The organism is Streptomyces sp. NPDC006294, from assembly GCF_042870895.1.
Classification (GTDB): Bacteria; Actinomycetota; Actinomycetes; order Streptomycetales; family Streptomycetaceae; genus Streptomyces.
The window spans coordinates 348762-372313 of sequence record NZ_JBIAHV010000006.1 but is presented as its reverse complement, the minus strand read 5'-3'; the positions used below and the strand labels follow the sequence as shown (position 1 = coordinate 372313).

Annotated in this window: 28 protein-coding genes and 2 pseudogenes; 21 read left to right on the top strand and 9 right to left on the bottom strand. The window is 72.8% G+C overall.

Going from position 1 to position 23552, the window contains the following annotated elements; genetic code table 11:
• Positions 1-16 precede the first annotated feature (16 nt).
• A complete protein-coding gene (locus ACFYOP_RS13420; RefSeq protein WP_356899314.1) occupies positions 17-355 on the top strand; it encodes a DUF3140 domain-containing protein in 339 nt (112 codons plus the stop codon).
• A gap of 49 nt (positions 356-404) precedes the next feature.
• Positions 405-1073, top strand: coding sequence for a phosphoribosyltransferase family protein (locus ACFYOP_RS13415; protein ID WP_356899313.1), 669 nt, complete (start codon positions 405-407; stop codon positions 1071-1073).
• On the opposite strand, the gene ACFYOP_RS13410 is transcribed toward ACFYOP_RS13415, so the two are convergent.
• Positions 1074-1904, bottom strand: coding sequence for an SGNH/GDSL hydrolase family protein (locus tag ACFYOP_RS13410; RefSeq protein ID WP_356899312.1), 831 nt, complete (start codon positions 1902-1904; stop codon positions 1074-1076).
• A complete protein-coding gene (locus ACFYOP_RS13405; protein WP_356899311.1) occupies positions 1891-2460 on the bottom strand; it encodes a PadR family transcriptional regulator in 570 nt (189 codons plus the stop codon). The genes ACFYOP_RS13410 and ACFYOP_RS13405 overlap by 14 nt, the downstream gene beginning before the upstream one ends.
• Before the next feature lie 93 nt (positions 2461-2553).
• Here ACFYOP_RS13405 and ACFYOP_RS13400 point away from each other — a divergent pair.
• The 4 genes and pseudogenes from ACFYOP_RS13400 to ACFYOP_RS13385 form a co-directional block, all read left to right on the top strand.
• Positions 2554-2997, top strand: a pseudogene (locus tag ACFYOP_RS13400) (nuclear transport factor 2 family protein); the annotation flags it as partial.
• A gap of 270 nt (positions 2998-3267) precedes the next feature.
• Entirely contained in the window at positions 3268-6648 is a 3381-nt protein-coding gene (locus tag ACFYOP_RS13395) for a pyruvate carboxylase (RefSeq protein WP_356899310.1), read from the top strand.
• 13 nt (positions 6649-6661) lie between these two features.
• Positions 6662-7352 (top strand): annotated as a pseudogene (locus ACFYOP_RS13390) (DMT family transporter); the annotation flags it as partial.
• On the top strand, positions 7349-7864 hold the full coding sequence (locus ACFYOP_RS13385) for a DinB family protein (RefSeq protein ID WP_356899309.1): 516 nt from the start codon (positions 7349-7351) through the stop codon (positions 7862-7864). The pseudogene ACFYOP_RS13390 and the gene ACFYOP_RS13385, both read left to right, overlap by 4 nt.
• A 6-nt stretch (positions 7865-7870) precedes the next feature.
• Here ACFYOP_RS13385 and ACFYOP_RS13380 read toward each other — a convergent pair whose 3' ends face one another.
• Positions 7871-8464 (bottom strand): CAP domain-containing protein, encoded by a 594-nt coding sequence (locus tag ACFYOP_RS13380; protein WP_356899308.1) that lies wholly within the window; start codon positions 8462-8464, stop codon positions 7871-7873.
• 220 nt (positions 8465-8684) lie between these two features.
• Here ACFYOP_RS13380 and ACFYOP_RS13375 point away from each other — a divergent pair, with 220 nt between their 5' ends.
• Positions 8685-8876, top strand: a complete 192-nt coding sequence (locus ACFYOP_RS13375) for a DUF6381 family protein (protein WP_356899307.1) — start codon at positions 8685-8687, stop codon at positions 8874-8876.
• Positions 8877-9028: 152 nt separating this feature from the next.
• Here the strand turns inward: ACFYOP_RS13375 and ACFYOP_RS13370 are convergent, their stop codons facing one another.
• Complete coding sequence (locus ACFYOP_RS13370) at positions 9029-9628, bottom strand: hypothetical protein (protein ID WP_356899306.1); 600 nt, start codon at positions 9626-9628, stop codon at positions 9029-9031.
• Between the two features lie 197 nt (positions 9629-9825).
• On the opposite strand from ACFYOP_RS13370, the gene ACFYOP_RS13365 reads away from it, so the two are divergent.
• Entirely contained in the window at positions 9826-11052 is a 1227-nt protein-coding gene (locus ACFYOP_RS13365) for a helix-turn-helix transcriptional regulator (RefSeq protein ID WP_356899305.1), read from the top strand.
• On the opposite strand, the gene ACFYOP_RS13360 is transcribed toward ACFYOP_RS13365, so the two are convergent.
• From ACFYOP_RS13360 to ACFYOP_RS13350, 3 genes are read right to left on the bottom strand one after another with little or no spacing between them, the layout of a single operon-like run.
• Positions 11001-11717, bottom strand: coding sequence for a DUF3618 domain-containing protein (locus tag ACFYOP_RS13360; RefSeq protein WP_356899304.1), 717 nt, complete (start codon positions 11715-11717; stop codon positions 11001-11003). The two genes, ACFYOP_RS13365 and ACFYOP_RS13360, sit on opposite strands and share 52 nt — an antisense overlap.
• Complete coding sequence (locus ACFYOP_RS13355) at positions 11693-12166, bottom strand: phage holin family protein (protein WP_356899303.1); 474 nt, start codon at positions 12164-12166, stop codon at positions 11693-11695. The genes ACFYOP_RS13360 and ACFYOP_RS13355 overlap by 25 nt, the downstream gene beginning before the upstream one ends.
• A 3-nt stretch (positions 12167-12169) precedes the next feature.
• Positions 12170-12955 carry a methyl-accepting chemotaxis protein gene (locus tag ACFYOP_RS13350; RefSeq protein WP_356899302.1) on the bottom strand — a complete coding sequence of 262 codons (786 nt, stop codon included), beginning with the start codon at positions 12953-12955 and terminating at the stop codon, positions 12170-12172.
• 178 nt (positions 12956-13133) lie between these two features.
• Between ACFYOP_RS13350 and ACFYOP_RS13345 the strand changes: the two genes are divergently transcribed.
• The 9 genes from ACFYOP_RS13345 to ACFYOP_RS13305 all read left to right on the top strand — a co-directional run bounded on the left by ACFYOP_RS13345 (position 13134) and on the right by ACFYOP_RS13305 (position 17826).
• Complete coding sequence (locus ACFYOP_RS13345) at positions 13134-13526, top strand: gas vesicle protein (protein WP_356899301.1); 393 nt, start codon at positions 13134-13136, stop codon at positions 13524-13526.
• 108 nt (positions 13527-13634) lie between these two features.
• Positions 13635-14063 (top strand): gas vesicle structural protein GvpA, encoded by a 429-nt coding sequence (locus ACFYOP_RS13340; RefSeq protein ID WP_356899300.1) that lies wholly within the window; start codon positions 13635-13637, stop codon positions 14061-14063.
• Positions 14060-14779: a GvpL/GvpF family gas vesicle protein gene (locus tag ACFYOP_RS13335; protein ID WP_356899299.1), complete on the top strand. Its 720-nt coding sequence runs from the start codon at positions 14060-14062 to the stop codon at positions 14777-14779. Before ACFYOP_RS13340 ends, ACFYOP_RS13335 begins: the two co-directional genes overlap by 4 nt.
• A gap of 3 nt (positions 14780-14782) precedes the next feature.
• Positions 14783-15019 (top strand): gas vesicle protein GvpG, encoded by a 237-nt coding sequence (locus tag ACFYOP_RS13330; RefSeq protein ID WP_356899298.1) that lies wholly within the window; start codon positions 14783-14785, stop codon positions 15017-15019.
• The gene (locus tag ACFYOP_RS13325; protein WP_356899297.1) at positions 15016-15381 is read left to right on the top strand and encodes a gas vesicle protein; all 366 of its coding nucleotides are present in this window, start codon (positions 15016-15018) and stop codon (positions 15379-15381) included. Before ACFYOP_RS13330 ends, ACFYOP_RS13325 begins: the two co-directional genes overlap by 4 nt.
• Positions 15378-16220 (top strand): GvpL/GvpF family gas vesicle protein, encoded by an 843-nt coding sequence (locus tag ACFYOP_RS13320; RefSeq protein WP_356899296.1) that lies wholly within the window; start codon positions 15378-15380, stop codon positions 16218-16220. Before ACFYOP_RS13325 ends, ACFYOP_RS13320 begins: the two co-directional genes overlap by 4 nt.
• A complete protein-coding gene (locus ACFYOP_RS13315; protein WP_356899295.1) occupies positions 16217-16429 on the top strand; it encodes a gas vesicle protein in 213 nt (70 codons plus the stop codon). The genes ACFYOP_RS13320 and ACFYOP_RS13315 overlap by 4 nt, the downstream gene beginning before the upstream one ends.
• Entirely contained in the window at positions 16426-16716 is a 291-nt protein-coding gene (locus ACFYOP_RS13310; RefSeq protein ID WP_356899294.1) for a gas vesicle protein K, read from the top strand. Before ACFYOP_RS13315 ends, ACFYOP_RS13310 begins: the two co-directional genes overlap by 4 nt.
• 87 nt (positions 16717-16803) lie before the next feature.
• Positions 16804-17826, top strand: a complete 1023-nt coding sequence (locus ACFYOP_RS13305) for an NAD(P)/FAD-dependent oxidoreductase (protein WP_356899293.1) — start codon at positions 16804-16806, stop codon at positions 17824-17826.
• Between the two features lie 77 nt (positions 17827-17903).
• Here ACFYOP_RS13305 and ACFYOP_RS13300 read toward each other — a convergent pair whose 3' ends face one another.
• Together ACFYOP_RS13300 and ACFYOP_RS13295 are read right to left on the bottom strand one after the other, a co-directional pair.
• On the bottom strand, positions 17904-18494 hold the full coding sequence (locus ACFYOP_RS13300) for a hypothetical protein (protein ID WP_356899292.1): 591 nt from the start codon (positions 18492-18494) through the stop codon (positions 17904-17906).
• Positions 18495-18584: 90 nt separating this feature from the next.
• Positions 18585-19301 (bottom strand): UdgX family uracil-DNA binding protein, encoded by a 717-nt coding sequence (locus ACFYOP_RS13295; RefSeq protein ID WP_356899291.1) that lies wholly within the window; start codon positions 19299-19301, stop codon positions 18585-18587.
• A gap of 87 nt (positions 19302-19388) precedes the next feature.
• Here ACFYOP_RS13295 and ACFYOP_RS13290 point away from each other — a divergent pair, with 87 nt between their 5' ends.
• From ACFYOP_RS13290 to ACFYOP_RS13275, 4 genes are all read left to right on the top strand, one after another.
• Positions 19389-19727, top strand: coding sequence for a DUF3140 domain-containing protein (locus tag ACFYOP_RS13290; protein ID WP_356899290.1), 339 nt, complete (start codon positions 19389-19391; stop codon positions 19725-19727).
• A 77-nt stretch (positions 19728-19804) separates the two neighbouring features.
• Complete coding sequence (locus tag ACFYOP_RS13285) at positions 19805-20035, top strand: DUF6480 family protein (protein WP_356899289.1); 231 nt, start codon at positions 19805-19807, stop codon at positions 20033-20035.
• Between the two features lie 56 nt (positions 20036-20091).
• Positions 20092-20580 (top strand): DUF5709 domain-containing protein, encoded by a 489-nt coding sequence (locus tag ACFYOP_RS13280; RefSeq protein ID WP_356899288.1) that lies wholly within the window; start codon positions 20092-20094, stop codon positions 20578-20580.
• 238 nt (positions 20581-20818) lie between these two features.
• Positions 20819-23506 (top strand): SpoIIE family protein phosphatase, encoded by a 2688-nt coding sequence (locus ACFYOP_RS13275; RefSeq protein WP_356899287.1) that lies wholly within the window; start codon positions 20819-20821, stop codon positions 23504-23506.
• The last annotated feature ends 46 nt before the right edge of the window (positions 23507-23552 follow it).

The window sequence follows — 23552 nt, the reverse complement described above, 5'->3', positions numbered from 1 at the left end:
ATGCGTGGAGGCAGTCATGGCAGTGTCCGCACAGATCAGCGACGAGCTGTGGAACGAATTCCATGCCGTGGTGAACATGACGTCACGGGAGTTGCAGGAATGGCTGAGCGTGGAAGCCGCCGGTGAGGAGACCGAGGAGGTCCCCGACCGGGCCGGAAAGCCCACCGGCCGGCGCGTCCTGGAGATCCTCGGCAAGCGTCGCACCGACCTCACACCCACCGATGTGGAGGTGATGGAACGAGTCTGCGACATCGTCCGTTCGCAACGGGATCCCTCGCTCGACACGAAGGCCGGGGGGACGGACTGGCGGCACAGTTTGATGGACATCGGCCACGATCCGCTCAAACCGGCGTGAGGCGCCCGGCACCGTGCGTGGCCAGGACCGCTGAAGGGAGGCGAAGCCGATGCGCTTCCTCGATCACCGGCACGCGGGCCGGCAGTTGGCGGCCCGACTCGTCGAGTGGGCCGCGCACCGGGATCTGACCGATCCCCTCGTCCTGGCGCTGCCGCGCGGCGGTGTGCCGGTGGCGGCCGAGGTCGCGCGCGCTCTCGGCGCTCCCCTGGACGTCGTGGTGGTCCGCAAGATCGGCGCGCCCGGCAGCCCGGAGACGGGCATCGGCGCGATCGCGGGAGACGAGCCCCCGCTCTTCGACGACGAGTCCCTTCGGATGCTGAACCTCTCCGCGGAGGACCTGGCCGACGACGTCGCCCGCGAGCGGGCGGAACTGCGCCGCCGGGAAGACGTGTACCGCCACGGCCGCCCCGCTCCGGCGGTGACGGGACGCAGCGTGATCGTCGTCGATGACGGGCTCGCCACCGGGGTCACCGCCCGCGCCGCGCTGCGTCATCTGCGCGCGCAGGGCCCGGCCCATCTGGTGCTGGCCGTGCCCGTGTGCGCCCGTGATGCGGCAGCGGCCGTGCGGGCGGAGGCCGACGACCTGGTGTGCCTGCACCGGCCGGACGCCTTCTGGTCCGTCGGTGAGTGGTACGAGGAGTTCGCCCAGGTCTCCGACGACGAGGTGATCTCGACCCTGCGCCGGCCCGGCCCCTCGCCGGAGGACGGCAACCGCTAGTCAGGCGTGGCCGGTCGGCGAGGCGACCCCGGGGGCAGGGCCGGGTGTCCCCACGGGCAGGAGGTGCGGCCTCTTGGCGGTGCGGCCGTCGCCGGACGAGCGGCCTTGCACACGCCGGCGCAGCCACGGCCCGAGGAAGGCGGCGACCCAGCGCAGTTCGGCGGCGACGGCGTGCCGTCCGGTGGCGGCGGCGGTCCCTGCCGCGGGCAGCGGGCGCGTCCAGGAGAGGTCGCTGCCGGGCAGGTCGAGGGCGTGCGCGACCGCGGCGGCGATCCGCTCATGGCCGAGGGGCCCGGCGTGCAGCCGGTCGGCGCTCCACAGGCGGGGGTCGGTGACGACCGGGTGGTGGCCGGTCTCCGCGACGACGACCCCGTGCCGCCGGGCGGCCCGCCGTACGCGGTCGTTGAGAGCGGTGACGCGGGGGCTGAAGGGGCGGGCGAGCGGGGTGATCCGCGCGAGGTCGGGGAAGGTCAGGGTGGCGACCAGGGCGCCCTGCGCGGTGAGCGCGGCGAACATGGCCTCCAGGTGGCCGGCGACCTCGTCGGCGTCGAACCGCGGCCGCAGCAGGTCGTTGACCCCGGCGACCACGGTGGCCAGGTCGGGGCCCAGGACGAGCGCGGGGCCGAGCTGTTCGGTGCGGACCTGCCCGGCCAGGCGGCCGCGGACGGCCAGGTTGGCGTACCGCAGGCCGGGGTTGTGCGGCGCGAGGTGCTCGGCGAGCCGGTCGGCCCAGCCGCGCAGGCCGGTCGTGTCGTCGCCGTCGCCCATGCCCTCGGTCTGGCTGTCGCCGAGGGCCACGTACCGCAGGAACCGCGGCTCAGTGCCGGTCATGGGCGGGCCGCCTCTCCCGCAGGACCCGGGCCGCGCGTTCGCACCAGTCACGGTTGCCCTCCTCGAAGGCGAGGCCACGCAGACAGGTCAGATAGGGGCCGACGGGCCGGCCGTGGCGCAGGAATGCGTCCTCGGTGCGCTCGCCCCGCATCGTGTGCAGCAGCCGCTCGAACAGCTCGATCTTCGCGCGGGCGAAGGCGGCGCGTTCGGTGAGCTGCGCGATCAGCTTCCCCGTGTCGACGTGGTCGGCGGCCTGGACCATCACCAGCAGGTCCTCGCGGACGCAGGAGGGTCTGGCAGCGGCGGCCGTGAACTGCTCCAGCTCGGCCAGACCGGCGTCGGTGACCTTGAACAGGCGCTTGTTGGGGCGGTTGTCCTGCACCACCTCCCGGCCGGTGACCAGTCCGGCCTTCTCGAGCCGGGCCAGTTCGGCGTAGAGCTGCTGCGGCTGGGCGTGCCAGAAGTTGGCCACCCCCAGGTCGAACGACTTCGCCAACTGGTAGCCGCTCAGCTCCTCGTCGAGCAGCGCCGCCAGCACGGCGTGGCGCAGTGCCATCCCCTCGCCTCCTCGCTGCTTCGGTCCGCCTGGCCCTGTCCACGGGCACACCGAGGATGATACTCATGAATCTTACTAGTCATATCCATGACTATGCAGACGCAGGACCACGAAGGAGATGCCGTGACCGCAGCGGACCGCTTCCGCGCCGCCGTCGACAGCCGCGACCCGGCCGCCCTGGACGACCTGTTCACCGACGACGTCCGCCTCTACAGCCCCGTGAAGTTCACGCCGTTCGAGGGCAAACCGATGGTGCTGGGCCTCTTCGGGGTGCTGCTGCGCACCTTCGAGGACTTCCGTTACGTCGGGCACTGCGCCGGCACGGCCGAGACGAGCGCCGACGGGACCGAGTCACCGTCGGAGGTACTGCTCTTCCGCGCGACCGTGAACGGCCGGCAGATCCACGGCATGGACCTGCTCCAGTTCGACGACGACGGACTGATCAAGGAGTTCACGGTGATGGTCCGGCCCCAGTCCGCCGTGCACGCCCTGGGCGAAGCGGTCCTCGCCGGCCTCGTCGCCGACGGCCTGGTTCCGGACGGGCGCGCGCGCCGCAGGACGGACGGCGTCCCACCGCGGGAGCGACGGACCGCTGACACCGGCGCCGGCCCGCACCGGGCGCCGTGACCGAACCGGTCCCGGGGAAGGGCGCCGTGATCGAACCGATCTCAGGAAAAGTGACGCACGCCCTGGCTGCCCGGGCATTGTTCCTGGTAGCCAGGGCCCTACGCTGAGCGCAACGGAGCGTTCCCATGTCACACAGCGGTCGCCCGGGCATCCGTGCGGCCACCACAGAGACGGAGCGAGATGTTCGGCAAACTACTGGTCGCCAACCGCGGTGAGATCGCGATCCGGGCCTTCCGAGCGGCATTCGAGCTCGGTGTCTCGACGGTGGCCGTGTTCCCGCACGAAGACCGGAACTCGCTGCACAGGGCGAAGGCGGACGAGGCGTACCGGATCGGCGAGCCCGGCCACCCGGTGCGCGCGTACCTCTCCGTGGAAGAGATCGTGAAGGCCGCGCGCCGTGCGGGAGCCGACGCCGTGTACCCCGGCTACGGGTTCCTGTCCGAGAACCCGCAACTGGCCGCCGCGTGCGAGGAGGCCGGCATCACCTTCGTCGGGCCGCCGGCGTCGGTGCTGCACCTGACGGGCAACAAGGCCCGGGCGGTGGCGGCGGCGCGCGAGGCCGGCGTCCCGGTACTGAAGTCGTCGGCTCCCACGGCCGACGTCGACGAACTGGTGCGCACGGCCGACGACATCGGCTTCCCCGTGTTCGTCAAGGCCGTCGCGGGCGGCGGCGGGCGCGGTATGCGGCGCGTCGAGGAGCCCGCCGACCTGCGGGAGGCCGCGGAGGCCGCGATGCGCGAGGCGCGCTCCGCCTTCGGCGACGCGACGGTGTTCCTCGAGCAGGCCGTGATCGACGCCCGGCACATCGAGGTGCAGATCCTGGCCGACGCCGACGGCAACGTAGTACATCTCTACGAGCGGGACTGCTCGGTGCAGCGGCGTCACCAGAAGGTCGTCGAGATCGCCCCGGCGCCCAATCTCGATCCCGCGCTGCGGGAGCGCATCTGCGCCGACGCCGTCGCGTTCGCCCGGCACATCGGCTATGTCAACGCCGGCACGGTGGAGTTCCTCGTCGACGGGCGCGGCAACCACGTCTTCATCGAGATGAACCCGCGCATCCAGGTCGAGCACACGGTCACCGAACAGGTCACCGGACGCGACCTGGTGATCGCGCAGCTGCGCATCGCCTCCGGCATGACGCTGCCCGAACTGAACCTGACGCAGGACAGCATCACGCTGACGGGTGCGGCGCTGCAGTGCCGGATCACCACCGAGGACCCGACCAACGGCTTCCGGCCCGACACCGGGACCATCGCGGCCTACCGCTCCCCCGGCGGCCCCGGCGTACGGCTCGACGGCGGTACGGTGCACACCGGCGCGGCGGTCTCCGCCCACTTCGACTCCCTGCTGGTCAAGCTGACCTGCGAGGGGCACGACCACACGAACGCCGTCCGGCGGGCCCGGCGGGCCATCGCCGAGTTCCGCATCCGGGGCGTGGCGACCAACCTGCCGTTCCTCGGCGCCGTGCTGGACGACCCCGACTTCCAGGCCGGCCGGGTGACCACGTCGTTCATCGACGAGCGGCCGCACCTGCTGCGGACCCGGCCGCCGGCCGACCGCGGCAGCCGCATCCTCGGCCACCTCGCGGAGACGACCGTCAACCGTCCGCACGGGCCGCGTCCTTCGGTCGTGGAACCGGCGGACAAGCTGCCCGCCACCGACCTCACGGCCCCGCCGGCCGACGGTTCCCGGCAGCGGCTGGCCGCCCTCGGGCCCCAGCGGTTCGCCGAGGAGCTGCGGGCCCAGACCGCCGTCGCCGTCACGGACACCACGTTCCGCGACGCCCACCAGTCGCTGCTGGCGACCCGGGTACGCACCCGGGACCTGCTCGCCGTGGCGCCGCATGTGGCCCGTACCGCACCGCAGTTGCTCAGCCTCGAGTGCTGGGGCGGCGCCACCTACGACGTGGCGCTGCGGTTCCTCGCGGAGGACCCGTGGGAGCGGCTCGCCGCGCTGCGCGAGGCCGTGCCCAACGTCTGCACGCAGATGCTGCTGCGGGGCCGCAACACGGTGGGTTACACGCCCTATCCGACGGAGGTGACCGACGCGTTCGTGGCCGAGGCCGCCGCCACCGGCATGGACGTCTTCCGGATCTTCGACGCGCTGAACGACGTCTCGCAGATGCGTCCCGCGATCGATGCCGTACGGGCCACGGGGACCTCGCTGGCCGAGGTCGCGCTCTGCTACACGGCCGACCTGTCGAACCCGGCGGAGCAGCTCTACACGCTGGACTACTACCTGCGGCTGGCCGAGCAGATCGTGGAGGCCGGGGCCCATGTCCTGGCCATCAAGGACATGGCGGGCCTGCTGCGTCCGCACGCCGCGCGCACACTGGTGACGGCGCTCCGGGAGCGGTTCGACCTGCCCGTGCACCTGCACACGCACGACACGGCGGGCGGCCAGCTCGCCACCCTGATCGCGGCGATCGACGCCGGTGTCGACGCGGTGGACGCCGCGGTGGCGTCGATGGCGGGCACGACCAGCCAGCCGTCGCTGTCGGCGCTGGTCGCGGCCACCGACCACACCGAGCGGGAGACCGGTCTGTCCCTGCAGGCCGCGGGCGACCTGGAGCCCTACTGGGAGGCGGTGCGGAAGGTGTACCGGCCGTTCGAGTCGGGGCTCGCCTCGCCGACCGGCCGTGTCTACCACCACGAGATCCCCGGCGGCCAGTTGTCGAACCTGCGGCAGCAGGCCATCGCGCTCGGACTGGGCGACCGGTTCGAACTGGTCGAGGAGTACTACGCGGCGGCGGACCGGATGCTGGGCCGCCTGGTGAAGGTGACGCCGTCGTCGAAGGTCGTGGGCGATCTCGCGCTGCACCTGGTGGGCTCCGGTGTCTCGGCGGACGCCTTCGAGTCGTCGCCGGAGAAGTTCGACGTACCGGACTCGGTCATCGGCTTCCTCCGCGGCGAGCTGGGCGACCCGCCCGGCGGGTGGCCGGAGCCCTTCCGCAGCCGGGCGCTGGAGGCGCGGCCGCCGCAGGCCGAGCCGCCGCGGCTGTCCGAGGACGACCTGCGGGGCCTGCGCGACGAGCGCCGCTCCACCCTCAACCGGTTGCTGTTCCCCGGTCCCGCCAAGTCGTTCGAGTCCCACCGGGAGCACTACGGCGACACCTCTGTGCTGTCGACGAAGGACTTCTTCTACGGGCTCGAGCCGGACAGCGAGCACACCGTCACCCTGGAGCCGGGCGTGACGCTGATCATCGAGCTGGAGGCCATCTCGGAGGCCGACGAGCGCGGGTTCCGCACGGTGCTGACCCGGATGAACGGCCAGATGCGCCCGGTGTCGGTGCGCGACAACTCCGTCGCGACGACGGTGAAGGCGGCGGAGAAGGCGGACCGCGGCAACGACCGTCACGTGGCCGCGCCGTTCGCGGGCGTGGTCACCCTCCAGGTCGCGGAGGGCGCGTCGGTGAGCGCGGGTCAGACCGTGGCCACGATCGAGGCGATGAAGATGGAGGCGTCCATCACGGCGCAGAGCGCCGGCACGGTGCGGCGGGTCGCCATCGGTGAGGTCCAGCAGGTGGAGGCCGGCGACCTGCTGATCGAGATCGCGCCGTGACGCGGCGCGGCGGGGCCCACTGACCGAGGGGCGCGCGGCGTCGTCGCGACGCCGCGCGCCCCTCGGTCGCGCAGGGCCGCGCGCGTCAGCCGCTCTTGGGCTGTGTTGCGCCGTCGCCGCCGCGGCGGCCGTGGTGGTCCTCGCCCGCCCGCAGCCCAGCTCCGACTGCCTGGGGATCGGCCTGGCCCTGATCGCCGCCGTCTGCTGGGGCTGCCACATCCTGCTCAACCGCACGGTGGGCGAGCGCCTGCCCGGCCTGCGGGGGTCGGCCGCCGCCGCGGCCGTCTCCGGTCTGCTCCGCCTGCCCGTCGGCGCCGTCGCGCTGTGGCTGCACCGGCCCACCGCCGGCGCCCTGTTGTGCGCGCCGGCGGCGGGTGTGCTGTCCTCGGCGGTGCCGTTCCTCTCCGACCTGCTCGCGCCGCGCCGGGTGCCGGCGTACTTCTCCGGCATCTTCATGAGCGTCAATCCGGTCCTCGCGGCCCTGATCGGCACGGTCGTGCTCGGCCGGCACCTCGGCCCGGCGTCGTGGCCGACCGTCGCCGTGATCGACACCGCGAAACGCCGTCGCCGTGGGCACCGCCGCCGACCGCTCCCGCGGGACGGGCGCCGCCCGGGGCCGCCGGCGGCGTCGTCGCCGCCTCCACGGGGCGACCGGAAACACGGTGCGCCGACGACGCCGGGAGCGGTACCGTCGGCGCCCATGACACTGCCGCCCCGTATCCGGCCGCCGTTCACCGCGGATGAGCGCACCCTGCTCGTCGGATGGCTGGACCTGCAGCGCGCGATCGTCCACTACAAGTGTGAAGGGCTGTCCGAGGAGGACGCCCACCGTTCCGTTCTGCCGTCGTCGCCGCGGATGACCATGGCCGGTGTGGTCTCCCATCTCCGCTGGGTGGAGCACACCTGGTTCGAGGTGCTCTTCCTGGGCGGCCCGGCAGAAGGACCACGGTTCGTCAAGGAGCCCGAGGACGCGGACATGCGGGTCGACGGTGTTCCGCTCGCGCGACTGCTCGACGAGTACGCGCGGCAGTGCGCCGTCTCGAACGAGATCATCGCCGCGCACTCGCTCGACGAGGCCGGACGGCATCCCGACTACCGTTCCGGCGCCGCGTCGTTGCGCTGGATGCTGATCCACATGATCGAGGAGACGTCCCGGCACGCGGGTCACATGGACACGATGCGGGAACTGCTCGACGGACAGAAGGGCTACTACTGAGCGCCGCTACCCGGTCCCTCGGCGCGATCCCAGGTCCTGGACCCACCAGGGGCCGCCGGGCCCGTGCTTGACGCCGATGCCCACGTCCTCGAAGCGGCAGTCCAGGACGGCGTCGCGGTGGGCGGGGCTGCGCAGCCAGTCGGCGACGACGGCCGAGGGGTCCGTGGGGCCCTTGTGGATGTTCTCCGCCCACCGGCTCCAGGGATAGCCGGCGGCTGTCATCCGGTCTCCGCCGTCGCGGCCGTCCGGACCGGTGTGCCGGTAGTAGCCGCGGGCGGCCATGTCCGCGGCGTGGGCGCGGGCCGCCTTCTCCAGCCGGGGGTCCGCCGACAGCCGGGGACAACCCGCCTTGACACGTTCGGCGTTCACCAGGTCGGCGATCCTCGCCGCGTCGTTCCCGACGGCACGCCCGGCGGTCGGTGGCGGCGAGTCCGCGGTGTCGGCGGGGCCACGGCCGACGACTGCCCTGTCGCCCGGGCCCGTCTGCCGCGGCCCGTCCGGTTCCGGCCACGCCACCGTGACCACGGCGGCCAACAGCGCCGCCGCGCACACCGGCAGCAGGCCGACTCGGGACGGCCGGAGCCGCGTCGGGCAGCGCATGGTCCCTCTCCTTCCGCAGGAAGCGCAGCGGGGCGAGGTTGTCACACCGGACCGTTCCCTCCGGCGCAGCGCGCCCGGCGCTGGGCCCATCGGGCGACCTGCCGGAGATGGTGCGAAGGTGCGGCGGTCACCGTGAGTGACGCTACGGGATGCGGTTTCCGCCGGTCGCTGGTTCGCTGGTCGGGCCCGCTCTTCCGAGTTACCGCAAGGAGCGATGATCATGAGCGTTGCAGGTGAGTCCGGCGGCCGTGCCCGTCAGATGCGCGAGAAGGCGCAGGAGTTGAAGCAGGCCGCGGAGCGCGCCACGGACCCGCAGGAGCGCAAGCGCCTCGAGGACAAGGCCCAGCGGCTGCAGTCGCAGAGCGAGCAGGAGAGCAGCATGGGCGGCGGCGACATCTACCCGTCGAAGTAGCCGGCCCGAAACGCTGCCCGGCCGGTCGGCACTCCCACGGGAGTGGCGACCGGCCGGGCAGCGTCGTGCCGCACCACCGGTCCGGGTCCTGCCCCCACCCCCGTGGTGCGGGGGCAGGACCCGGGGCGGCGCGACCGGTCCGGGAGCCGGGGTCAGTGGAGCTTGGCGACGGCGGTACGTGCGGTCTGCCGGAAGCCCGCCAGCGGAGCGCCGTCGAGGTCGCCCAGCTGGCCCCATTCGACGACGGTCACGGTGCGGCCGTCACGGCCGACCGAGAAGAGCGCGATGTCCGTCGAGCCGACCTCGGGATGGGCGGTGTCGATGCTGTAGACGTGGGCGCCCTCCTCGACGTCGATCACGCCGTGGTGGAGCGTCTCCCCCTCGATGTCCGGGTACTGGGCCTTCAGCCGGTCCAGGCAGGTCTCGACCGAGCGGCGGAGCTGGGCGGCGAGGGCCCTGGCCTTGGTGACGGTGGGCGCGACGGTGGTCGTCTGGCGTGCGGTGGTGTCCAGCTCGGTCCTGAATTCGCGGTGCCGGGTCCTGGCCTGCGGAGCGACGCCCTCCGTACACATGGAGTACTCGGGCAGGCCCGGCCGGACCGGGTCGGCGGTCCACGGAGTCGAGGACGCGGGCAGCTCGGACGCGGAGAGGAACGCCGGGGCGGATGCGGCGGTGGCCGAGGTCGCCGTGAGCGACGCGACGGTCATGGCCACGGCCGCGGTCGTCACGGCGGCGGTGCGGATGTGCTTCATGGCAGGTGTTTCCCCCTGGTCGGTCCGTTGCCGGTGGTTCCCTTGCTGATCGGTCGCCAGCGTGCGCCGCGTACAGGGCAGTTGCAAGGACCGACGGCCGTCGGGAAACGGTGGAACCATTCCACCCCCGTTGACGTGGGCTTTGTCGAGTGGGGTGAAACGCTTCCCGAAACGGGCGGCGGGGAGGAGCGGGAGTGGTGGAAGGGCCGAGGGACACGGCGGGTCAGGCGTTCGCCCGGAAGCTGAGCGAGCTGCGTGAGGCATCGGGACGGACGTACGGCTCGCTGGCGCGTCGTGCGGGTGTCGGCGCGTCGACGCTGCACCGGTACTGCTCGGGGCGGACGCTTCCGATGGAGTTCGCGCCCGTCGAGCGCCTCGCCGGACTCTGCGGGTGCCAGGGCGAGGAACTGGTGGCGCTCCACCGGCTGTGGGTCCTGGCCGACGCCGAGCGGAACGAGCGCCAGGAACGCGGGGCGAGGGCGGCCACGAGGCGCGCGGGCGACGCAGACGCGGAGTCGGAGTCGGAGTCGGAGTCGGACGACTCGGTCGCGGACGGCGTCGCCGGTGGGACGGAGGCCGCTGCGGCCGGGGGCGAGCCGGCGGGCTCCCGGCCGGTGGAGGCGGAGCGGACCGGGCCACCAGCGGCTCCGTTACGGCGCAGCCGTCGCCCGGGGTATGCCGCCGCCCTGGGCGCGGCCGTCGTCGCTCTCGCCCTGCTGCTCGGCTTCGGGGGGTTCACCGGCCCGCGCAACCCCGGCGCGCCCTCGTCCCCGCCCCCGCCTCCGGAGGCGCCGCCCTTCACCTGGGTCACCGACGATCACGTCTGGCAGAACAACTGCGGCCACACCTACCTCGTGCGCCGCGACCCGGCCCGTGTCCCGCCGCCGCCGGCCGCGGCCGACGCCGAGCGGTGGGCCCGGTCGCTCGGTGCGCTGCACGGGGCGGACACCCAGGTCCGTATCACGCTGCAGGGCAACGGGCGGCAGACCGTGGTGCTCGAATCGCTCCACGTACGCGTCACCGCGCGGCGGGCCCCCGAGCGGCTCGCCGCGTACCGCATGGACGACGGGTGCGGCGGGTCGCTGACGCCCCGTCTGTTCGACGTGGATCTGGACGGGCCACGGCCCGTTGCCCGCCCGAAGGCGGGCAACGATGCCGGTGAGCCGATCCCCGCCGTCTCCTTCCCGTACCGGATCTCGGCCGCGGACCCCGAGGTGCTGCTGATCGCGGGCCGTGCCGTCACGTGCGACTGCGACTGGCACCTGGAGCTGCGGTGGTCCAGCGGCGGGAGGACGGGCGCCGTACGGATCGACGACGAGGGCCGGCCGTTCCGTACGAGCGCCCTGGGGGACGGGCCCGTGTACGCGTACGACTACGGTTCGCGCCGCTGGGTCTCGTCCTTGCCCACCGCGCGCAGGCCCTGAGCCGTGTCCTGCCCGGCGCTGCGGGTCTCGTCCTTCGTGGTCCGCGCCGCGTCCTGCGCCGCCGACCTGACCGCCTCCACGGCCTCGTTGGCCGGGCCCCGTATCCCTTCCTGCACTTCCTGGGCGGTCTGCTTCACCGGTTCGAGGAGCTCGCCCGAGTGCTCACGCAGCTGCTCGCCGACACGTTCCTCCGCCTTCGACGACGGCAGGAACGCCGCTGCCAGCATGCCCGCGCCGAAGGCCATGACGCCTGCCGCGAGCGGGCTGCCCTGGGTGCGCTCCCTCATCCGGGCGGGCGCCTGCTGAGCGGTGCTGCCGAGCTGGCCGGCGGTCTCCTTGGCCCTGCCCGCGGTGTCCTTCGCCTTGCCGGCCGCGGTGTCCCTCGCCTTGCCCGCGGTGGCCTTCGCCTTCTCGCTCATCTGGTCGGCGCCCTGTCCCGCGGTGTCCGCGACACTGTGCGCGGTCGAGGACATGCCGCTCCTGGATTCCTTGGCCGAGCCCATCACATGCTCCTTGATGCCCCTGAGTCGGTGTTGCGCCGAATCGGCCTTCCGGCGGGCGATCCTGCGGGGTGCCACCCGGTCCGCCAGGAGGTCCACATTGCGGGCCAGATGGGCCCGGGTGTGTTCCACTTCGCTTCTCAGCTCGTCGGGTTGCGTACCCATCGGGCGTCCTCCTTCAGGGTTTCGACGGTCTGCTCGGGTTTGAGGTTCACATTCCGCATCTGCTTGCGGCCGCGGACGAAGAGCACCGCGCCCACCACGGCCCAGACGGCGGTCACGATCAGCGCCGCCCAGGCCCAGTCCATGACGTTGGCGAGCGCGAAGACGACGGTCAGGCTGCCCAGCAGGAGCACGAAGTGCCCCGCGTAGCCCGCGCCGGCGAGCATGCCGGAGGCCTTGCCCGCCTTCGTCGCCTCCTCCTTCATCTCCGCCTTGGCCAGCTGGATCTCTTCCTGGACGAGTCGTGACACGTCCTTGCTGATCTCGCCGACCAGTTCACCGACCGTCGGTTCGCCGGCGGACGGCTGGACGGACACCGGTTCGACCGGGCTGTCCGGCCGCGTCCGGCGGTCCGTCGCGGGCGGCGCCTTGTCCGTGTAGATCGTGGCCACGGCTCAACTCCCTTGTACCGGCGGGATTCCGTCGTCCCGGCTGCGCGGGTACGCGGGCGGGGTGTGCGGCGTCACCGGCCCGGGCTCGCCGCGAGTGCTGCCGGGGGTGTAGTGCGGCGGCTGCGACTGCCCGTACGTGTCCAGTGGGTCCGGCTGTCCGAATCCGGCGCGGGACGATTCGGAACGGGTGTCGCCGGCGGCCGTGCCAGCCGGTGCGAGGCGCTGCGCCGGGCGGTCGCCGCCGTACGGCTCCGCCCCGGAATCGCTCCGGCCGCCGCCGTCGGAGCCGGCGGCGCTGACACCCTTGCCGGCGCGGGCCACGGCGAAGCCTGCCAGCGCGGCGCCCGCCAGGAAGACGCCGGGCCGGCGCCTGGCGAAGCCCTCGAGGTCGCTGAGCAGCCCTTCGGGCCCCCGGTCCTCGATGCGGGAGGCCACTCGGCCGCCGCCCTCCGCCACCTGGCGCACGGCCTTGGCCGCCGCGGACCCCTCTCGGGCGTTGTCGCTCATCCGCCTCAGGTCGTCGGAGACCCGCTGGAGGTTGGCCGCCAGGGTGTGGGTCTGGGACTGTGCCTGGTCGTGCAGTTGACCGCGCACCTGGCCCGCCAGGTCCCTGGCCTGGGAGCGGGCCTCGCCGGCCACTCCCGCCGCCTGCTGTTTGGCGGTGCCTGCCACGCTCGAGGCGCGCTCCGTGACCACCTCCGTACCCTGCGCCGCCTTCTCCTGCGCTGCGCTCGCTGTTGCCGCGGTCTTGTTCTGGTCCCTGCGGTCGGGGCCGTAGATGTCACTCAAGACTCCTCCTGCGTCAGACGATGCGGATCTTGTCCCCGTGCGGGTACCCCTGGTCCGGCACTGCATTGATGCATATCGGGACGAATAACTGTTTAAGGACGAACGGTAATAAATACTCTCCGTTACCGGTCGGGGTTTGGGAGCGACGGCTCCGGATACCCGCCGCCTTGAGGCAACCATGGGACGTACCGCAGAGAGCCAGCACAACGAACCCACCGAATCCAACGAATTCAACGAAGCCGACGAAAGCGCCGACGACATCGACAACACCCACGACACCGACGGCGGGTCGCAGCGGCAGCGCCGGAGCATCAGATCGGTCGACGTGCTCCGCACCGCCCGGGAGCAGCTCGCGGAGCTGACGGGAATGGCCGCGGAAAGCGTGTCGTCGTTCGCCCGTACACCGGACGGCTGGCAGCTCGTGGTCGAAGTGCTCGAGCTCGCCCGCGTACCGGACACCACAAGTCTGCTCGCCTCCTACGAGGTCGAGGTCGACAGCGACGGCGAACTGACGTCCTACCGGCGAACGCGGCGTTACGAACGCGGACGGGCGGACCGCCCCTCCTCCTGAGTCCGGGCCACTGCGCCCGGCTCACGTACCGGCGCGCCCGAGGAGGCACCGGCGCCCCCGCACACACCGCTCGACGACAGGGCTCGACACAGGGAGGGCATCACAGCAATGACCGTTGTCCCGGCACAGCAAAGCGCGGGCAGCCGCGGCACTTCCGGACTCTACGACGTGCTGGAACTCGTACTCGACCGCGGGCTCGTGATCGACGCGTTCGTCCGTGTCTCACTGGTCGGCATCGAGATCCTGAAGATCGATGTGCGCGTCGTCGTCGCGAGCGTCGACACGTATCTGCGGTTCGCGGAGGCGTGCAACCGCCTCGACCTGGAGGCGGGGAACCGCAAGGACCCGGGGCTGCCCGATCTGGTGGGCGAGATCACCGAGTCGGGGGCCCGCGGCAAATCCAAGGGCGCCCTCGCCGGAGCGGCGCAGAGCATCTCGGACGTCTTCGGCGGCGGCAGCGACGACGACGAGGAGAAGGAGACCAGGCCACGGGCCAGGCGCAGCGGCGGCGCCCGCCGGAAGGAGGAGCAGGAGTGAACACGTACGTCTACGGGATCGCCCGCAACTCCCCCGAGCTGGAACGCGCCTCCAGGACCGGCGGCGTCGGCGATCCGCCGCGGCCGGTGCGGGTGCTCGGCCGGGGCCGGCTCGCCGCTCTGGTCAGCGACGCACCGGAGGATCTGAGGCCCAAGCGCCGGGATCTGCTCGCGCATCAGCACGTCCTGACCGAGGCGGGTGCCGCCGGGACGGTGCTGCCGCTGCGGTTCGGCGGTGTGTCGGCCGACGACGAGACGGTGGCCACGGCGCTCGCCGACCGTGAGGAGCACTATCTGAAGCGGCTCGACGCGGTCGACGGCAAGGCGGAGTACAACGTGAAGGCCGAGCACGACGAGGAGGCGGTGCTGCACCAGGTCCTTGCGGACGACCCCGAGCTGCGGGCCATGGGCGCCGCCCAGCAGGCCGCCGGCGGCGGGAGCCAGGAGGAGAAGCTGCGGCTGGGCGAGCTGATCGTCACGGCGGTGCGCCGGCGCGAGGAGCTCGACCGCGAGCAGGTGCACCGGGCGCTGGCGGACACGGCCGCGGCCTCGTCGCCCGGGCCCGACAGTTCCGGGTGGGTGGCCAATCTGTCGTATCTCGTGGAACGCGAGCGCGCGGAGGAGTTCCTGACGGCCGCGCGGGAATTCCAGCGGGACAACCCGCAGTTGCGGCTGCAGATCAACGGCCCACTGCCCCCGTACAGCTTCGTGGAGTGAGCGATGGGCCTTCTGGGAGAAGTGTTCTGGCTGCCCCTCGCTCCGGTCCGTGGCACCTCCTGGGTGCTGCGGCAGGTGGTCGCGGAAGCGGAGCGGCAGTACTACGACCCCGCTGTCGTCCACCGCGAACTCGCCGAGCTGGTCGAGCGGTTCGAGGCGGGCGAGATGGACGAGACCGAGTTCGACCGGCGAGAGGACGAGCTCCTCGCGCGGCTGACACCGGAGGGCGGCCCACCATGACGACGGCGACCGGCCGGTTTCCCGGCCCGTACGACTCCGGCGGCGGAACCGATCTCGCGGACATCCTCGAAAGGGTCCTCGACAAGGGCATCGTCATCGCCGGTGACATTCGGATCAATCTGCTCGACATCGAGCTGCTCACCATCAAACTGCGCCTGATCGTCGCGTCCGTCGACAAGGCGAAGGAGATGGGGATCGACTGGTGGGAGCACGACCCCGCCCTCTCCTCCGGCGCGCGCAAGCGGGAACTGGAACAGCGGAACACCGAGTTGGAGCGCCGGGTCGCCGAACTCGAGGCCCTCGCGGTCCCCGCCGGACGCGAGCGGCGGGAAGACGCCCATGAGGAAGGAGAGCGGTCATGAGCGGACTGCTGTACGTGTACGCGGTGGCCCGGCCTCCCCTGGAAGCCGTACCGCCCTCCGCGACCGGCGTGGGCGGCGCCCCGCTCCGCACGCTCGGGCACGACGGCCTGCTCGCGGTGGTGAGCGAGGTGCGGTCGGAGGACTTCGAGGAGGCGCCGCTGCGCGACCGCCTGGAGGACCTGGACTGGCTGGCCGCCACCGCCCGTGCGCACGAGTCGGTGGTGCGGGCCGTCGGCGACGTCACGGATGTGGTGCCGCTGCGGCTGGCCACCGTGTGCCGCGGCGAGAGCGGCGTGCGCCGCCTGCTCGGCGACGGGGCCCGCCTCTTCGCGGAGAACCTCGACCGGCTCGGGGGGTGCGTCGAGTGGGGCGTGAAGCTGTACGCGACGGCCGAGCCGGAACCGGCTGCCGAGCCCCGCCGCGCGGCGGAGGTGACGCCGTCGTCGGGCCGCGACTACCTGCGCCGGCGGCTGCGGAGCCGGCAGTCCCGGGAGCGGACCTGGGCCCGTGCGGACGATGTCGCCCGGCGGCTGCACACGGAGCTGGCGGGCCGTGCAGAGGCACAGCGGCTGCACCGGCCGCAGAGCGGGCAGCTGGCCCGGACCGAGGGCGTCAACGTGCTCAACGCCGCGTTCCTGGTGCGCCAGGAGGACAGCGAGGCGTTCGTGGGGCACGTGGAGCGGCTGACGCCGCGGGAGGCGGGCGTCAGCGTGGAGATCACCGGCCCGTGGGTGCCGTACTCGTTCGCCGACCTCTCGGCCGCGGAGAACGAGGCACAGAACGACGCACAGAACGACGCACAGGACGGCGCGCACGACGAGGGGCGGGTCGGCGCATGACGGCGGTCCCCGACGACACCGCACCGCTCGCCCGTCGCGAACTGGCCCTGGTCGACCTGCTGGACCGGCTGCTCGCCGGCGGCGTCGTCATCGCGGGCGACGTGACTCTGCGGATAGCCGACGTGGACCTCGTACGGATCGACCTGTTGGCCCTGATCAGCTCGGTGGGCCCGCGGGTGCCGTCGCCGTGGCCGGAGGAGGACCGATGAGCGGCGCCCAGCGCCGCCGGGTGGAACTCGACCCGGACACCGTGGAACGCGACCTGGCCGCACTGGTGCTGACCGTGGTCGAGCTGCTGCGGCAGCTGATGGAGCGGCAGGCACTGCGCCGGGTGGACACCGGGGAGCTCACGGAGGACCAGGAGGAACGCATCGGCATGACGCTGATGCTCCTCGAGGACCGGATGGACGTACTGCGGGACGAGTTCGGCCTGGAGCCCGGCGACCTGAACATCGACCTCGGCCCGCTGGGCCCGCTGCTGCCGCACGGGGAGTGACCGCCCAGGAGTTGCCGTTTCCGCAATGCAGCTTGCCATGCCGCCCGCCGTCGGCGGAGTATCTCCGGAGAAACGGAGGTACCCCACATGTCCACAGCAGCAGAACAGAACACGACCGGCCGGGACGTTCCTGAGCGCGGTCGTTACGACGTCGTGGTCGTCGGCGGAGGGGCCGCGGGGCTGAGCGGAGCCCTGTCGCTGTCCCGCGCCCGCCGCTCGGTCCTGGTCGTCGACTCCGGCCGGCCGCGCAACGCGCCGGCCGAGCACGTGCACGCGTATCTGGGACAGGAGGGCGTGGCCCCGTCGGAACTTCTGGCGACCGGCCGTGCCCAGGTGAACGCATACGGCGGCGAGTTCGTCCGAGACGCCGTGGAGAGTGCCGAACGCCTGGCGGACGGGGGGTTCCACCTGGTGCTCGGCGGCGGGGCGACGGTCGAGGCGGACCGCCTGTTGGTGACGACCGGCCTGGTGGACGAGCTGCCCCCGGTACCGGGCCTGGCCGAGCGGTGGGGGCACGAGGTGCTGCACTGCCCGTACTGCCACGGGTACGAAGTACGTGACCGGTCCGTCGGGGTGCTGTCCACCGGCCCGCCGGCGGTCCACCAGGCCCTGATGTGGCGGCAGTGGAGCGAGGACGTGACCCTGTTCCTGCACACCGGTCCCGAGCCGGACGAGGACGAGTACGAGCAGCTGGCCGCCCGCGGCGTCGCGGTCGTCGACGGACGGGTGGCGTCCGTGGAGGCGGCCGGCGGCCGGCTCAGCGGGGTGGTCCTCGACAGCGGAAAGGTGATCGCGTGCCAGGCCCTTGTGGTCGCCCCCCGTTTCACCGCCCGCGCCGGCTTCCTCGCGGGGCTGGGGCTGGAGGTCGGCGAACAGGAGATGGGCGGCACGGTGATCGGCACGCGGATCGCCGCCGACCCGACCGGGGCGACCGAGGTGCCGGGCGTCTGGGTGGCCGGGAACGTGGCGGACATGAGCTTGCAGGTGATCGGCGCCGCCGCCGCGGGAGTCCGCGCCGGAGCGGTGATCAACGCCGATCTGACCGCGGAGGAGACCCGCCGTGCGGTCGAGGACCTCAGGCGCCGGCGTGCGGCCGCCCCGGCCCCGTGAAGCCCGCGCGTGAGGCCGACGGCATGAAGCCGGTCGCGTGACCTGTCCGTCGGCGCCGGCGGTCCGCCTGGACTCCTCTACACGAACAGGAACGCCGCGGCGGTGCCGGCGCCGAGACCGGCGCCGGCGGCGGTCTGGGCGGCCGAGTGGTAGCCGAGCGCGACGCGGGACCAGCACACCGCGAGGACGAGACCGTACGCGGCGGTCCACCACGGCGAGTGGACACAGGCCAGCAGGGCCGTGACGGCGGAGGCGACCGCCGAGTCCACGCTGATCTTCCAGACGGTGTTCACCGCGAGGAGGACCACGGTCATCGCCCACAGCGCCGTCATCGCGAGCAGGATGCCGGCCGGGGCGTCACCGAAGACCATCACCAGGAAGCCCACGGCGATGGATCCGAGGATGACGAAGAAGATGGGAGCACGCTGCCGGCGGTCCACCACGTGCCGGTCGCCCCAGGTGCCGCGGCGGCGTTCCCTCTCGATGTACGCGGCGGGCACGATCCCGGCGCACAGCGCGCCCAGCAGTCCCCACGGCAGACCGGTCCAGCTGCCGGCGGCGGCCAGGCCGATGCCGAGCATGCCGAACAGCAGCACGTTGCGGGGCTGGAGGAGGTCGGTGACCGCGCGGGCCACGTCGGTGGTCCGCTGCGCGGTGCTGCGGGGCATGCGGGTCCTTCTCGGGTCGTGGCGGGCGGCCGGCCCTCACGGCCGGCCGCCATGATCGTATCCGCCTGTCCCGGCCCGCCCGGCGGGTGCTCAGGCGGCGAGCACGTCCGCCGCGATCCGAAGGTCGGAGACCAGCCCCCGGTACGCCGCCTCTCGGTCGTCCGCCCGCAGCACCGCCGACGGGTGGAGCGTGCCGATGACGCAGCCGTGGGCGGCGGCCTCCTCGGGCGGCAGCCCGGCGGCGCCGGAGACGTCGGCGCGGCCGAGCTGGTCCCAGGGCGGCAGGGGCAGCAGCAGCCCGCGCTGCTCGGAGACCCGGTAGGAGCCGCCGAGCACGGCCTTGCCGGCGGTGGCGCCCAGCGCCATCACGAGATCGGGGCCGATGGTACGCAGTTCGGCGGCCAGCCACGGCCGGCACGCGGACATCTCCCGCAGGCTGGGCGGCTTGTGGATCCGGCGCTTCCCGCGGGCGGCGGGGGCGAACTTGAAATGTTTGACGGCATTGGTGAAGTAGGCCGAGTCCGCGTCGATGCCCACCTCTTCGAGCGCGTCGTGCAGCAGCCGGCCGGCCGGGCCGACGAAGGGCGCGCCCTGACGGTCCTCCTGGTCACCCGGCTGCTCCCCCACCATCACGATGCGCGCGGAGGAGGGACCGGCGCCGAACACGGTCTGTGTGGCGTTGCGGAACAGGGGGCATCCCTCGCAGCGCTCGGCGGCGCCGCGCAGCGCCGGAAGGCCGCCGCGAGGTGGGAGGAACGGACCCGCGTCGTAGCCCGCCCCCGCTGCCTTCTCACCGCTGACGGTCACCGTCCTCGCCTCCCGTCCGGGCAGGTTGGCCGCTGTGCCCACCGGGTACCCGGGCCGTCCGGCGGTACTCGCAGCGGGAGGCCCACGATGACCAACGCCCTTGAGCTCGACGCGCTGTGGGAGGAGTTCCACGGCGTCGTCAACATGACCTCGCAGGAGCTGAGCGCCTGGCTCCAGGTCCAGGACGCGGGCGAGGACACCGAACCACTGCCGGACCGGGCGGGCTCCCCGACGGGGCGGCACGTCCTGGCGATCCTGCAGAAGCGCCGTACCGACCTCACCGACGACGACGTGCGGGTGATGTACGAGGTGGTGGACACCGTGCAGGCGCGGCTGAAGGAGCAGGGCGCCGCCGCGTCCGTCGAGGACACCGGCACGCGTCACCGGCTGATGACGCTCGGGCACGACCCGCTCAAGGCCGCGTGACCGAACCGTGCGGACAGACGTACGGCGGGCACGAAATCCGGACTGTTGACTCGGGAGATTTCGGGCACCCGGCCGGTATGAACAGTCACAGCGCCGATCCAGACCCCCGGAACACTCCCGGCGTCCGGCCCGGTGGCACGGTGCCACCCGGAGAGACGCCGCCCGGCGAAGGGAGCACCGGTTCCGAGACCGGCCCGCGCGGGGACCAGTCGCGCGGCTGGGCGATGGGCCCGATGATCGTCATCGGCATCGTCGTCGCGGTCTTCGCCGCCTTCTTCCTGGCGTACGCGCTGGTCATGATCCTCTGACCGGTCCGCGTCCCGTACCGCGGCAGCCGCACTCACCCCCTGGAAGGGAGGACTCCATGTCCGACGAAGCAGCCGAGCGCGATCAGGCGCAGGGCGACGAGGTCTATCAGCCGGTCCACTCCGACGTGCAGAACCCTCCGAGCGACGACCTCGACATGGAGAACGTGATCGGCGAGCGCGGACTCGACGACATGATGGTGGAGGGCTACTCCCCGCCGGAGCGCCCGCTCGGCGTGGGCAAGCACGGCACGACCGGTGAGGAGCAGCAGGAGGGCGAAAGCCTCGACCAGCGTCTCGCGCAGGAGCGCCCCGACGTGGAGGAGCCGCGGGGCGACGGCATCGGCGACCTGGAGGGCGGCGCCGGCGAGCCGGTCGACCAGGAAGCCGGAGGTCCCCGCTCCGGGCGCCTCACGCCCGCCGACGACCCGGCCCCGCGGCGGCCGAGCGACGTGGTCGCCCGCGACGTAGGCATCGACGGCGGCGCCGCCGGGGCCGAGGAGGCGGCGATCCATGTGACGGACGACGACGAACTGCCCGACCAGTAGCGCCGCGCCGTCCGGGGTGCTGACGGCCGCTCACGCGGGCGCGCGTCCCCGCCCCGTAGGGGGATGGGACGTCGTGCCCGGGCGGGCATCGGCATTGCCGCAACCCCCGGATTTCGCAAAGACCTTGGTCGACGTCATTTCCGTTGGCATGCTTGAGCCCCGCGCAGGCGGGCATGGAGCCGTCCACGCCCGCCGTGCGCGGTTCGCCCAGCTCAAGGCGGAGGTGTAGAAAGAATTCATGGCCGGACGCTACGGCCGCCCGCGCTCGGTTCTGAGGATGCGAACTGTCGCCGGTCAGGTCTTTCTCCTGCAGGTGGCGATCGTGGTGTTGCTCGTGGCCGCGGCCATGGCGGCACTCGTGTTCCAGTCCCGTGCGGGCAGCGAACGCGAGGCACGCAACCGGTCGGTCGCCGTCGCGGAGACCTTCGCCAACTCCCCGGGGATGGAGCAGGCGCTGGAGAGCCCCGATCCGACCGCGGTGCTCCAGCCCCGGGCGGCGGCGGCCCGCCAGCGTTCCGGCGTCGACTTCATCGTGGTGATGAACACCGAGGGCATCCGTTACACCCATCCGCTGCCGGACCGGATCGGCAAGAAATTCGTCGGCGACCTCAGCAACGCCCGTGCGGGCAAGGTGTTCACCGAGCGCATCACCGGCACCATCGGACCGCTCGTCCAGGCGATCGTCCCGATCACCGGACGCGACGGGACCGTGGTCGGCCTGGTCTCCGCCGGCATCACCATCGAACATGTCAGCGGTGTCGTCGAGGAGCAGTTCCCCCTCCTCTTCGGCGCCGCGGGCGGCGTACTGCTGCTGACCACGGGCGGCACGGCCCTGGTCAGCAGACGGCTGCGGCGTCAGACCCACGGCCTCGGTCCCGCCGAGATGACCCGGATGTACGAACATCACGACGCGGTCCTGCACGCCGTCCGCGAGGGGGTCATCATCGTGAGCGGCGACGGCCGCCTGGTGCTCGCCAACGACGAGGCGCGGCGGCTCCTCGGCCTGCCGCCGGACGTGGAAGGGGTGCCGGTCACCGAGCTGGGGCTCGATCCGGTCGCCACGCGCCTGCTGTCCTCCGGCCGCGTCGTGACCGACGAAGTCTTCCCCGTCGGCCGACGGCTCATCGCCGTCAACCAGCGCTCGACGGACCAGCGCGGCGGACCGCCCGGCAGCGTCGCGACCCTGCGGGACACCACCGAGCTGCAGGCCCTCACCGGCCGTGTCGACGTGGCCAGAGGACGGCTCAGGCTGCTCTACGACGCGGGCACCGAGATCGGCACCACGCTGGACGTGGTCCGTACATGCGAGGAGCTCACCGAGTTCGCCGCGTCGCGGTTCGCCGATTTCGCCACCGTCGACCTGGTGGAGGCGGTGCTGCGCGGCGAGGAGCCCACCGCCACGGGAGCGGACACCGACATGCGGCGCTCCGCCGTCATCGGCTCCGGCGACACGGCGCTCTACCCGCTGGGGCACACGATCCGGTTCGCGCCGGTCACGCCGATGGGCAGGGGGCTCGGGCGCGGCGAGGCAGTCCTGCAGGCGGACCTGGCCGGCCTGTCCGGCTGGCAGGAGCAGGACCCCGAGCGGGCCCGGATGCTGATCGAGCAGGGGATCCACTCGATGATCGCGGTTCCGCTGCGGGCGCGGGGCGTGATCCTGGGCGTGGCCATGTTCTGGCGCGGGGCGGGCCATCCGGAGCCGTTCGAGGACGAGGACCTGTCGCTGGCGGAGGAGCTGGTCGCGCGCGCGGCGGTCAGCGTCGACAACGCACGGCGCTACTCACGCGAGCACACGATGGCGGTCACGCTCCAGCGCAGCCTGCTGCCCCGGGTGCTGCCGGAGCAGAGCGCCCTCGACGTCGCGTACCGCTACCGTCCCGCGCAGGCCGGCCTCGGCGGACTGGGCGGTGTGGGCGGCGACTGGTTCGACATCATTCCGCTGCCCGGCGCACGGGTGGCCCTCGTCGTCGGGGATGTCGTCGGCCACGGACTCCATGCCGCCGCCACCATGGGCCGGCTGCGTACGGCCGTCCACAACTTCTCCAGCCTGGACCTGCCGCCCGACGAGCTGATGTTCCATCTGGACGAGCTGGTGGCCCGCATCGACCAGGACGAGACCGACGACGGCGCCGACGCCGGGGTCACCGGGGCGACCTGCATCTATGCGATCTACGACGCGGTGTCGGGGACCTGCAGCATGGCGCGGGCCGGGCATCTCCAGCCGGTGATCGTCCGTCCGGACGGGACCGCCGAGTTCGCGGACGTGCCGGGCGGGCCGCCGCTGGGGCTGGGCGGTCTGCCGTTCGAGACCCTCGAACTGCGGCTGCCGGAGAACAGCCGGCTGGTGCTCTACACGGACGGGCTGGTGGAGGACCGGGAACGGGAGATCGACGAGGGGCTGGAGCTGCTGCGCGGCACCCTGGCCGAGCACGCCGGGCAGGACCCGGAGGAGGCCTGCGAGACGGTGCTGGCCGCCCTGGTGCCCGAGCGGCCGCGCGACGACATCGCGCTGCTCGTGGGACGCACCCGGGTGCTTGAGTCGGGGCAGGTCGCGGAGTGGGACGTGCCGTCGGATCCGTCGGCGGTGTCCCGGGTGCGGGCGGCGGTGGCCGAGAGGCTGGCCGAGTGGGGGCTGGCGGACGAGGCGTTCACCACCGAGCTCATCCTCAGCGAGCTGGTCACCAACGCGATCCGGTACGCCGCGGGGCCGATCCGGGTGCGGATCATCCGGGAGCGCGCACTGATCTGCGAGGTCTCCGACCACAGCAGCACCTCGCCCCATCTGCGGCAGGCGGCCATCACCGACGAGGGGGGCCGCGGGCTGTTCCTGGTCGCGCAGTTCGCGGACCGCTGGGGGACGCGCTACACGGCGGACGGCAAGGTCATCTGGACGGAGCAGCCCCTGCCGGGGGGGACGGGCGTGTGACGGCTGTGTTGTGAGGGTGGCGGGCATGGGACACGCCCGTCCCGCG

Excerpts from the sequence above, each read along its gene's own strand:
- ACFYOP_RS13420 (WP_356899314.1), top strand. The coding sequence starts at position 17 with ATGGCAGTGTCCGCACAGATCAGCGACGAGCTGTGGAACGAATTCCAT.
- ACFYOP_RS13415 (WP_356899313.1), top strand. The coding sequence starts at position 405 with ATGCGCTTCCTCGATCACCGGCACGCGGGCCGGCAGTTGGCGGCCCGA.
- ACFYOP_RS13410 (WP_356899312.1), bottom strand. The coding sequence starts at position 1,904 with ATGACCGGCACTGAGCCGCGGTTCCTGCGGTACGTGGCCCTCGGCGAC.
- ACFYOP_RS13405 (WP_356899311.1), bottom strand. The coding sequence starts at position 2,460 with ATGGCACTGCGCCACGCCGTGCTGGCGGCGCTGCTCGACGAGGAGCTG.
- ACFYOP_RS13395 (WP_356899310.1), top strand. The coding sequence starts at position 3,268 with ATGTTCGGCAAACTACTGGTCGCCAACCGCGGTGAGATCGCGATCCGG.
- ACFYOP_RS13385 (WP_356899309.1), top strand. The coding sequence starts at position 7,349 with ATGACACTGCCGCCCCGTATCCGGCCGCCGTTCACCGCGGATGAGCGC.
- ACFYOP_RS13380 (WP_356899308.1), bottom strand. The coding sequence starts at position 8,464 with ATGCGCTGCCCGACGCGGCTCCGGCCGTCCCGAGTCGGCCTGCTGCCG.
- ACFYOP_RS13375 (WP_356899307.1), top strand. The coding sequence starts at position 8,685 with ATGAGCGTTGCAGGTGAGTCCGGCGGCCGTGCCCGTCAGATGCGCGAG.
- ACFYOP_RS13370 (WP_356899306.1), bottom strand. The coding sequence starts at position 9,628 with ATGAAGCACATCCGCACCGCCGCCGTGACGACCGCGGCCGTGGCCATG.
- ACFYOP_RS13360 (WP_356899304.1), bottom strand. The coding sequence starts at position 11,717 with ATGGGTACGCAACCCGACGAGCTGAGAAGCGAAGTGGAACACACCCGG.
- ACFYOP_RS13345 (WP_356899301.1), top strand. The coding sequence starts at position 13,134 with ATGGGACGTACCGCAGAGAGCCAGCACAACGAACCCACCGAATCCAAC.
- ACFYOP_RS13340 (WP_356899300.1), top strand. The coding sequence starts at position 13,635 with ATGACCGTTGTCCCGGCACAGCAAAGCGCGGGCAGCCGCGGCACTTCC.
- ACFYOP_RS13330 (WP_356899298.1), top strand. The coding sequence starts at position 14,783 with ATGGGCCTTCTGGGAGAAGTGTTCTGGCTGCCCCTCGCTCCGGTCCGT.
- ACFYOP_RS13325 (WP_356899297.1), top strand. The coding sequence starts at position 15,016 with ATGACGACGGCGACCGGCCGGTTTCCCGGCCCGTACGACTCCGGCGGC.
- ACFYOP_RS13320 (WP_356899296.1), top strand. The coding sequence starts at position 15,378 with ATGAGCGGACTGCTGTACGTGTACGCGGTGGCCCGGCCTCCCCTGGAA.
- ACFYOP_RS13315 (WP_356899295.1), top strand. The coding sequence starts at position 16,217 with ATGACGGCGGTCCCCGACGACACCGCACCGCTCGCCCGTCGCGAACTG.
- ACFYOP_RS13310 (WP_356899294.1), top strand. The coding sequence starts at position 16,426 with ATGAGCGGCGCCCAGCGCCGCCGGGTGGAACTCGACCCGGACACCGTG.
- ACFYOP_RS13305 (WP_356899293.1), top strand. The coding sequence starts at position 16,804 with ATGTCCACAGCAGCAGAACAGAACACGACCGGCCGGGACGTTCCTGAG.
- ACFYOP_RS13300 (WP_356899292.1), bottom strand. The coding sequence starts at position 18,494 with ATGCCCCGCAGCACCGCGCAGCGGACCACCGACGTGGCCCGCGCGGTC.
- ACFYOP_RS13290 (WP_356899290.1), top strand. The coding sequence starts at position 19,389 with ATGACCAACGCCCTTGAGCTCGACGCGCTGTGGGAGGAGTTCCACGGC.
- ACFYOP_RS13285 (WP_356899289.1), top strand. The coding sequence starts at position 19,805 with ATGAACAGTCACAGCGCCGATCCAGACCCCCGGAACACTCCCGGCGTC.
- ACFYOP_RS13280 (WP_356899288.1), top strand. The coding sequence starts at position 20,092 with ATGTCCGACGAAGCAGCCGAGCGCGATCAGGCGCAGGGCGACGAGGTC.
- ACFYOP_RS13275 (WP_356899287.1), top strand. The coding sequence starts at position 20,819 with ATGGCCGGACGCTACGGCCGCCCGCGCTCGGTTCTGAGGATGCGAACT.